At 62.3% G+C, this 9,182-nt stretch carries 5 protein-coding genes; 1 reads left to right on the forward strand and 4 read right to left on the reverse strand.

Annotated elements, in window-relative coordinates:
- Positions 1–65: 65 nt before the first annotated feature.
- Positions 66–3,404, reverse strand: a complete 3,339-nt coding sequence (locus ABSG49_RS02900; protein ID WP_424024596.1) for a PAS domain S-box protein — start codon at positions 3,402–3,404, stop codon at positions 66–68.
- Positions 3,405–3,835: 431 nt separating this feature from the next.
- On the opposite strand from ABSG49_RS02900, the gene ABSG49_RS02905 reads away from it, so the two are divergent.
- Positions 3,836–5,329 (forward strand): RNB domain-containing ribonuclease, encoded by a 1,494-nt coding sequence (locus ABSG49_RS02905; RefSeq protein ID WP_424024597.1) that lies wholly within the window; start codon positions 3,836–3,838, stop codon positions 5,327–5,329.
- A gap of 33 nt (positions 5,330–5,362) precedes the next feature.
- Here the strand turns inward: ABSG49_RS02905 and ABSG49_RS02910 are convergent, their stop codons facing one another.
- From ABSG49_RS02910 to ABSG49_RS02920, 3 genes are read right to left on the reverse strand one after another with little or no spacing between them, the layout of a single operon-like run.
- Entirely contained in the window at positions 5,363–7,378 is a 2,016-nt protein-coding gene (locus ABSG49_RS02910; RefSeq protein WP_424024598.1) for a helix-hairpin-helix domain-containing protein, read from the reverse strand.
- 2 nt (positions 7,379–7,380) lie between these two features.
- Positions 7,381–8,142, reverse strand: coding sequence for a PP2C family serine/threonine-protein phosphatase (locus tag ABSG49_RS02915; RefSeq protein WP_424024599.1), 762 nt, complete (start codon positions 8,140–8,142; stop codon positions 7,381–7,383).
- Positions 8,139–8,813 (reverse strand): vWA domain-containing protein, encoded by a 675-nt coding sequence (locus ABSG49_RS02920; protein WP_424024600.1) that lies wholly within the window; start codon positions 8,811–8,813, stop codon positions 8,139–8,141. The genes ABSG49_RS02915 and ABSG49_RS02920 overlap by 4 nt, the downstream gene beginning before the upstream one ends.
- Between the last annotated feature and the right edge of the window lie 369 nt (positions 8,814–9,182).

Genomic DNA, 9,182 nt, shown 5'->3' on the forward strand with positions numbered 1-9,182 from the left:
GATCATGGAACCGGGAGAATAAAATTGTATTTATTTTATAAAACAGCCCGCCGCCGGATAAGGTATTACTGTTTCTGCTCTTTTCCCTTCGGCAGCCGGAACGCCCCTTTCGGCACCAGCATCTCGAACCGGGCACCTTTCCCGAACGAGCCGGTCTCGCGGATGCTGATGCCGGTGATCGCGAGGATCTCCCGGGAGAGGAAGAGGCCGAATCCCGTGTTCTTCCCATAGCCCTTGGTGAAGATCTTCTCCTTCTCGTGCGGCTTGACCCCCACGCCGTCGTCCTCGACAATCACGAGCAGGCCGTCGGGCTCCCGCTCGCAGCGGACGGTGATTGCGGTCACCCGCTTCCCGTGACGGACCGCGTTTTCGAAGAGGTTGAAAAAGACCCGCTCGAGCATCGGGTCGGCGAGGACAGAGACCTCCCGGCACGTTCCGGAGAACCGGACCGGCACGGCAGGAGGTGAAACTTTAGGAACGACCTCATCGAGCGCGAACCACGCTGGGGCCTGGATGCCCAGCTCCTGGTAGACCCGGGTGAGCGCGATCTGGCGGTCGATCGTATCGGCCGCCCCCTGGATCTTGTGGAGGAAATCCGTAATGACGGGATCGGGCTTTTTCAGGCACGCGAGCTGGACATAGCCCTGCAGCGCCGTCAGCTGGTTTACCACATCGTGCCGGGTGATGGTATTTAAGAGGTTGAGCTTCCGGTTCGCCTCCTGGATCGCGTGCTCCATTGTCCTGCGATCGCTGATGTCTCTCACGATCGCCTCGGTGCCGATCCTGTGCCCCTCACGGTCCTGCAGGAACTGGACGCTTATCGATGCCCAGAATAACGAGCCATCCTTGCGCCGGGCCTCCCCGGTGTAGTCGTTGATCCTCCCGCTCTCCTGCATCTTCCCAAGCATTTCGTCCCGTTGCCCTCGATTGCGGTACAGCGACACGGCCGGTATCCCGATCATCTCTTCCGGGGAACCGTACCCGTAGATGCGGGCCGCCGATGGGCTGACCATGGTGAGGTTCCCGTCCCGGTCCGCACGGAAATAGGCGTCCTGCAGGTTCTCGAGGATATGGCGGTACTTCGCCTCGCTCTCACGGAGCGCCGATTCGGCCTGTTTATTACGCGTGATGTCCGTGACCGTACCGACCATCCGGGCCGGCTTGCCGTTGGTGTCCCGGACGGTGATCTTTGCCCTGCTCAAAAACCACTTATAGCCTCCGTCCTTTGCCCGGAGCCGGAATTCGATCTCATGGTCACTGCGCTTCCCCTCGCGGTATTCGCTGACGATACGGAAAATACGGTCCCGGTCGTCCGGGTGCTGGAGTTCCATAAAGGTGTCGATCGATGCCGGCAGCTCGCCCGGTATATACCCGAGCATGCTGAAGCACCGCGGGCTCAGGTAGAGGGAACCGGATACCATGTCCCAGTCGATCAGCCCGTCGTTCGACGCCTCGAGCGCCATCTGGAACTGCTCCTCGCTTGCGCGGAGCGCCTCTTCCGACCGCTTCCGCTCGGTGATGTCGGAGATCATCGCCATTTTCGAGACCGAGCCGTCGGTGTGGTGGATGGGGATATTCACGATATGGTTCCAGCGGTTGTCCCGTGGGCTTGGGGCCTCCCAGACCACTTTCTCGCCGGCAAAGACCCGGTCGTTCACGCACCATGGGCAGACGCTCTCGCGATCATGGAGGACCTTGTAGCAGGGTTCTCCCGTGGCATCGCGGCCGGTCCTCTCGATCAGCTGCCGGTTCATGAACTCCACGCGGTAGTCCTTCGAGCAGACATAGATCAGGCCTTCGAACCCCTCGACGAGCGTGCGGTACTTCTCCTTGCTCTCCCGCAAGGTCTCTTCCGCCTGCTTCCGCTCGGAGACATCCACGATCACCCCGCGCAACCCGGAAAAGGCCCCGTCATGCAGGATTGGCGCGGCGTAGATGAGGGCGGCAAACCTGGTGCCGTTCCGGCGGATCACCTCGTACTCGTGGTGGTCAATGCTCTCTCCCCGGATGACCTTCCCGATGCTCTCCTTTGCCCGTTTATGATCCTTTTTTGCGATGAAGTCAAAGGCGGCGCAGCCCCGTTCAAGGTCATCCTGCGTCAGTCCTGTAACGATGCTGGCCCGCCGGTTCATGTACGTGACCCGGAGGTCCTTGTCCGTCTCGAAGACGAGCTGGGGCAGGAGCTCGGCCAGTTCCCGGAACCGTGCCTCGCTGGCCCGCAGCGAGTCCTCGGCCTCCTTGCGCACCGTGATGTCGCGTGCGATCCCGAGGATAGCGGGCGCTCCCTGGTAGATGACGAGGTCCGCGAAAAATTCGCAGGGCTTCTCGCCGCCATCTTTTGTCATGAGCCGGGCGGTAAACCCTGAGGGGACCTCTTCCCCGGCAAACCTCTTCTTTGCATTCTCCATGAGGGCATCCCGGTCGTCCGGGTGCACGAGATCCCAGAGCCGGATCTTCAGGAGTTCTTCATGCGTGTAGCCGGTCATCTCCAATGCCCGGTTGTTGGCGAAGACCACCCGGTCGGACCGGTGGATGTAGACCGCGTCCTGGCTGTGCTCGACGACAAGCCGGTATTTCCCCTCGCTCTCCCTCAGTGCTTCTTCCGCGGATCTCATGACCGAGATGTCCCGGAGGGACTCAATCGCGCCGTCAACCCCACCCCGGCGGTTGTAGAGTGGCCCCGCGGTTGCCATGAGGGTACGGGGCCTGCCGTGTGGGGGGGTAAGGAATGTTTCACCGGTGAGAATCCCCCGGTTATGGCTGATATGGGTATAGTGCTGCTCCAGCACCTTGTCAGGCTCGAAGACCCTGTCAATCAGGATCGGCTGGCGCTCACCGTAGAACGGGACCGCGTACGCGTAGTCGCCTTTCCCGAGCATCTCCCCGGCAGGGACACCGGTCATCTCCTCGATCGCGTGGTTCCAGGCAATCACGCGGCCCGTCTTGTCGATGGCAAACGTGGCATCGGGGAGGAAGTTGATGATGTCGGTGAGGCGCTTCTCCGACTCCACGAGCGAATGCTCTGCCTGCCGCCGGGCCACGGCCTGCCGGATCTTATGTTCCAGCTCGGCGAACTGGGCCTTTGCGTCCCCTCCTTTCTGGATGTAGGAGTCTGCGCCGTTGTTGATCGCCTGGATCACGATCTCTTCCCGGCCCCTACCGGTGAACAGGATGAAGGGGATGTCGCCGTACTGCTCCCGGACGGCCTTGAGGAATGCAATCCCGTCCATGTCCTCCATCTGGTAATCCGAGACGATGGCGTCGCAGTCTTTGATCTCCGGGGACCCGAGTGCGTCCCGTGCCAGGCTCAGGGTCACCACTCTGAACTCCTGCGACTGCTCGAGGAATTCCCGGCCCAGCTCGAGCAGGTCCGGCTCGTCATCCACGTAAAAAACAGTATACATGCGCCGGAACTCCTGTATTTCTGATACCTTCCTCTGTATATTTTAACATGTCGGGATGAATCTGGGTTCCTGCCCTGACACCGGCCGGGAGAGCGCCCCCGGGGGTCATGGCGTGTTCATTCAACGGGAGACCGGTCTCCGCATGGGGAACCGGAGAGGTCGTCACTTCCGCGTCAGTACTTTTCATGGTGCAGGGTACCCGGATCCTGCCAACAGCACGATACGGCTCGCCCGGTACATGGGTACACCGGGTGGATTTTCCCGGGTTTCCGACGGTACGTCAGGGTGAATCCCCGCCCCTTTTTCCATAAATCAGCCGGCGGTTTATTTGCAGATCAGAATGGGAAACGCCTTCGTTTCCTGTCCCGTGCGGATGGCCGTGCACAAAGCCGATCAGGTGATATGGGAGAACGACAGAAAGATCACCAGCCATGAGCAGAAAACCCCCGGTACGACGCGGCACCCCTCCGATCAACATGGAAGCCATTGCATGGGATGCCATGAAGAAGTACGGTTTCCGGCCGCAGTTCGAGAACGCCGTGATGCAGGAGGTCAGCGCGATCGAAGCGGATGACCGGGCCCTGATGCGGTCCGGAGCAGAGGACCTGCGTGCCCTCCTCTGGTCCTCGATCGACAACTATGACTCGATGGACCTCGACCAGATGGAGTACTGCGAGAAGGAGGCAAACGGCGATATCCATGTCCGGGTCGCGATCGCGGATGTCGACAGCCGGGTGCCGAAGGGCTCACCGATCGACAAGCACGCGGCCTACAACGGCGCCTCGATCTACCTTGATGTCGCCATGTTCCCCATGCTCCCCCTGCAGCTCTCGGCGGGTATCACCTCCCTCCTGCCCGGCAAGGACTGCCCGGCGATGGTCGTGGACTACCGGGTGCTTGCGGACGGCAGTATCCGCTATGGGGACGTCTGCCGTGCCTTGGTCGCGAACAAGGCAAAGCTCGTCTACGAACAGGTAGGCGCCTGGCTTGAGGGGACCGGCCCGGAGCCGGGAAGCGTCAGCGGAGTGCCGAATCTTGCAGAGCAGCTCCGGCTGCAGAACGAGGCGGCCTCACGCCTGCGGCAGCAGAGGACCGGGCAGGGTGCGCTCGACCTCCAGACGATCGAGGCGCAGGCAATCTACGACAAGGGCATAGTAAAAGACCTCACGGTCGTCGAGATGAACGCGGCCCGCTCCCTCATCGAGGAGTTCATGGTCGCGGCGAACCGGACGATGATGGCCTTCCTCTCCGGCGCCGGCATCCCCCGCATCGAACGGGTGGTGCGGACACCGAAGAACTGGGACGGGATCGTGCTTACCGCCGCCGCCCTTGGCGAGACCCTGCCGGCGCAGCCCGACGTCCAGGCGCTCGCCCGCTTCCTCGCGGTGCGGAAGCAGGCCGACCCCGAGCGCTTCCCCGACCTCTCCCTCACGGTTGTCAAGCTGATGGGGCCGGGGGAATATGCCCTGCTCGAGCCCGGCAGCCCGCCGGTGGGCCATTTTGCGCTCGCGGTCACCGACTACACGCATGGCACGGCCCCGAACCGGCGCTATGTCGACCTTGTTATCCAGCGCCTCCTGAAATCGGTGCTGGACAAGTTGCCCGCCCCCTATTCCGTGCAGGAACTCGAGGACCTCTGCCTCTGGCTGACCGACCAGGAGAAGCAGTCCAAGAAGGCCGAGCGGTTCATGCGCAAGGCGGCGGCGGCAGTCCTGCTCCGCGACCAGATCGGGAAGACATTTACCGGCCTCGTCACCGGCGCGTCCGAGAAAGGGACGTACGTCCGGCTCTCCACCCCGCCGGCTGAAGGGCGGATCACGCAGGGCGAGCGAGGCCTCCGGGTCGGCCAGAAAGTCCGCGTCCGGTTGCTCAGCACCGACCCGTACCACGGCTACATCGACTTTGCGTATCTCGGGAATGCGTGACAGGGGCCCACCGGGGATGCCGTACCCTGTCTGCTACCGGGAGAAGAGCCGTGCATCAAGAGACTGGATGTCCCGCCGGACTGCCTCTTCCACGTCACTCCCGAACACCCGGTAGTCCGCCCTGGCCTGGGCGAGCTCCCGTGCCCTCTTCTCGACGGACGGGCGGAGCATGACCCGTTTTTTTGTCACATCCTGCTGGATCCGGGACAGCCTGCCGATCCCCTGCATGAGCTCCCGCTCGACAGGCCGCATCTGCGGCTGGTACGTGTGGACAAGAGCCATCGCATCGGACCGCCCGACACCCCGGGTGGGATCGAACAGGAATGCCGTTCCAAGCTTCTCCCGCCACGAGACCAGCGCGCCCGTGACCGCCGGGTCCAGACGCGGGATGAGCCGCAGGCTGGCTGGCGTCACGTCAGCCGCAGTTACGATGCCCCCCGCCTTCAGGTTTGCCAGCGTGGCCGCCCCGATACGGGGGAAGGCGTTCCGGTCAACAGGGTGCTTTTTCAGGAACTGGTGCAGCTGACGGTCCCGCACCGTGCCTTCCAGTGCGGCAAGGCCGCTCCGGTACTGCCGGTCAATATCCTCGTATGTTCGCCTGAGTTCCCGCAGCCGGTTCAGCTGGGATGAAAAGGCTTCTTCGCCCGCCTCTGCGGTCCATTTCCTGCTCCAGAGCCTCCACATGTACTGTGCGGTCTCGAGGTTCGCCCACCGCCGTTTCCTCTCGTTGGCTTCCTTTCCCGGGAAGAAGAAGAGCGCGATGGCGATGATACCGGTAACGAGGATCACGAACGGATCGGTGATGACCTCCCCGATCGCGAGCACCAGGCAGCCTGCAGCAAGCGCTGCTCCGGTGAGCTGGCGGATCCTCCGGAAATCGAGCGACCGTTGAAGTACCGAATTGAGCGGGGCCGGGCGCGGCCGGTATGCGTCCGGGCTGATCACCGGTATGGGCCCCGGGGGCCGGATCGCCTCCACCCGCTGCCACTCCCGCTTCAGGTCGATCTTCGTGATGCTGTCGGCGGAAAGAAAGAGCAGGACTCCCGAAGACTCCTCCAGCCGGCACCACGGGCAGGAGGAGAGGCCGGCATAGTAGTGGTGGACCGCGTCGGCACTGCACCGCCGGAGTTTGCTCTCGAAGGGGTCCAGTATGTCCCACCAGTCCCCCGCCGTCGGGCGGCCGCCATTGCGGGTCCCGGATTCGGCAAAGGCCTGTTCGAAGAGACGGGCGATCTGGTCCGGGACGATGGCGGGGCCTACGGAGGCGGGCGGGGGTGCCATCGATTTCAGCCGGGCGTTCCGGCCGTAGGCAAACCGGAACCCGGCGATCGCCTTTTCGATGGGCATGTCCTCCTTCCCAGAGTAGACGCCGGCATAGGGATGCCTGCCGAGGAAGAGGAGCTGGAAGATCAGGATCGCGAGCCCGAAGTTGTCGTGGTTTGCCGTCCGTTCGAGCCGGAAGTTCCCGGACTTCTGGAGCTCCGGCGGCGTGAACTGTGCCACGCCGACCTCGCAGTAATACAGGCACTCCTTTGACCGGATCTGGAACGAGTCGCAGTCGATCAGCCGGACGCAGGCCTTGTCATTGACGAGGATGTTGCCTTCGTTGACGTCCCCGATCACGTACCCGTACTTGTGGATCACGTAGAACGCGGCCGCGAGGTTCTTGGCTGCACGGACGAGGAACCGCCAGTCCGCGTGGGGGAAGGTCTCTTTACGGTGCGTGGGCCCGTACACCTTGTGGATCGGTTCTGCGTCGGCAATCCTCGGCATCAGGAACCCGACCACCGGGCCGCCCGGCCGGGTGGAGAGCACATCCGTGGGCCACGCCGAGATGCCTTTCAGTTCATCGTTGCACCCCCGGGCCATCAGCCGGAGCTTCTCCTGCTTGTGGGCATCCAGCGGCTTGTGGTAGATCTTCGCCACGGTGGTGTCCGGCGCTGCCAGGAGCTCGTACACGTCCCCCTCGCCGCCGCTCCCGATCCGCTTTCCAAGGCGGAGGGGGGTGCCATGGCTGTCCAGGAAGGACGTGAGGGGAATGGTGACCATGATCAATCCTGCACGGCAAGGACGAGGGTCTTGTCATCATCGCTGCGGGCGCTGATGTCGTCCCGGGCAAGGAAGTTGTCCAGCTGGCCGGAAAAACCGGAGAACCCGTTGTCCGGGTCCTTCCGGAGCGCCTCGAAGAGGGGCCGGAAGAAGCCGGCATGGGCCTTCTTCTGCGAGAACGAGAGGACGAGGTTCTGCAGGCCGTCGGTGAAGAGGGCGATCTCCGCGGGAGAAGACGCGCTGTGCAGGATATTGAGGCGTTCCAGGCAGGTATCATCCGATACGAAGAACGTCGTGTTGGCGTACTCCCCCTGCTCCGGCCAGAAGATCGTCTGGTACTCCCCGTCAGCACTGACCACGATCGCGCCGTCGCCGATCTGGAAGAAGACGGCCCGGTCCTTTCCTATCACCGCCCCGATGAGGGTGCAGGCATAGTCCTTCAGCTGCTTTCCCGTGTTCGCCGCCTCTGACCCGATCGCGTCCCGCGACGCAATGATCCAGCCACGGATCCTGTCATCCGTGACCCGGGAGAGGTCGCCGTCCTGCCGCAGGGTCCCGATGATGCACTCCCAGGCAGTCTCGCATGCGATCTCTGCGCCCCGCCCCCCGTCCGTCGTGCTGCCGGCACCGTCGGCGGCAAGCCCGATGAAAAATTCGCTCTCTGCTATCCGGACGGACCCGGCCCGGTGGTAGTCCTGCCCGTTCTCACCACGGTCCGCATGCGATCTTCCCGTGACAGATGAAGAGGTGAACTTCCATGTCATATCTCACTCCAGCCGATCGGTGAAGCGAGCTGGATCCGGTCGCCGGGGTTGGACCGGGACGCGGACTTCATGGAGTTGGAGAGCCACTGGAAGAACTCCCGGAATTTCAGGCCCTGGAGTTTGACCGGTTCGCGGACGGATATCTGCCTGAGGACCTTCATGTCCGCCTTGTTGACGCCGATGGCAAAGAAGGCAAAGGACTTCGACTGCTCGCCCTCGCGGACGAGCGCTGCGGCGCTCTGCCACTCGTCGGTCGGGGCGCCGTCGGTGATCAGGAAGATCCAGGGCCGGTAGAACGAGATGCCGTTTGCCCGGTACTGCTCCTTGCGGGCACGGATCAGCTCGATCCCTTTCCGGATCGCCTCGCCCATCGGCGTGTCGCCGACGGCCTCGAGCTGGGGGTCAAAGAAGCATTCCGCGGTGTTGAACTCGCTGATGACCCGGACCGGGCCAAACGAGAGGAGCGCGACCTCGACCCGTTTGATCGCGAGGGAGTCGGTCTGCAGTTCGTTGTAGAAAGATTTGATGCCGGTATTAAGCTCGGCGATTGCTTCGCCGGCCATGGATCCTGAGGTGTCGAGCAGCAGCAGGCAGGGGCACCGGGGCTCCGGGTTCTCCGCGAAGGTCACTGCTACCAGCGGCTGCTGGTCGAGGTATGTATCGTCGCTCATATCGTCTCACCATAAAATACTGGTTGTATCGCTACCTGTTTCGTAGCTCTCTGTTGGAGTTTGTAGGTATTTTAGGTTGGCGAGGGTCATCAGACCCGAACCAGGAGAAGAACGAAGTTCTTCGACATAAAGAGGGTCATCAGACCCAAGGGTCATCCCCCCGACCACTCCCTGCTATCACTCTTTACAAATACCCTGAAAACTTGTCCTGACCGAGTGCGGGTATCAGAGATACTCTGTTACGAAAAAGTCTATTTCTCACCGGTTCGAAGAACTTCGTTCTTCTCATGGCTCAGGTTTGATAACCTTTGCAATTTCGAAGAACTTCGTTCTTCTCATGGCTCAGGTTTGATAACCTTTGCAATTTCG

The sequence above is a fragment of the Methanoregula sp. genome, assembly GCF_049510175.1.
Taxonomy (GTDB): Archaea; Halobacteriota; Methanomicrobia; order Methanomicrobiales; family Methanospirillaceae; genus Methanoregula.

Excerpts from the sequence above, each read along its gene's own strand:
- ABSG49_RS02905 (WP_424024597.1), top strand. The coding sequence starts at position 3,836 with ATGAGCAGAAAACCCCCGGTACGACGCGGCACCCCTCCGATCAACATG.
- ABSG49_RS02900 (WP_424024596.1), bottom strand. The coding sequence starts at position 3,404 with ATGTATACTGTTTTTTACGTGGATGACGAGCCGGACCTGCTCGAGCTG.
- ABSG49_RS02920 (WP_424024600.1), bottom strand. The coding sequence starts at position 8,813 with ATGAGCGACGATACATACCTCGACCAGCAGCCGCTGGTAGCAGTGACC.
- ABSG49_RS02915 (WP_424024599.1), bottom strand. The coding sequence starts at position 8,142 with ATGACATGGAAGTTCACCTCTTCATCTGTCACGGGAAGATCGCATGCG.
- ABSG49_RS02910 (WP_424024598.1), bottom strand. The coding sequence starts at position 7,378 with ATGGTCACCATTCCCCTCACGTCCTTCCTGGACAGCCATGGCACCCCC.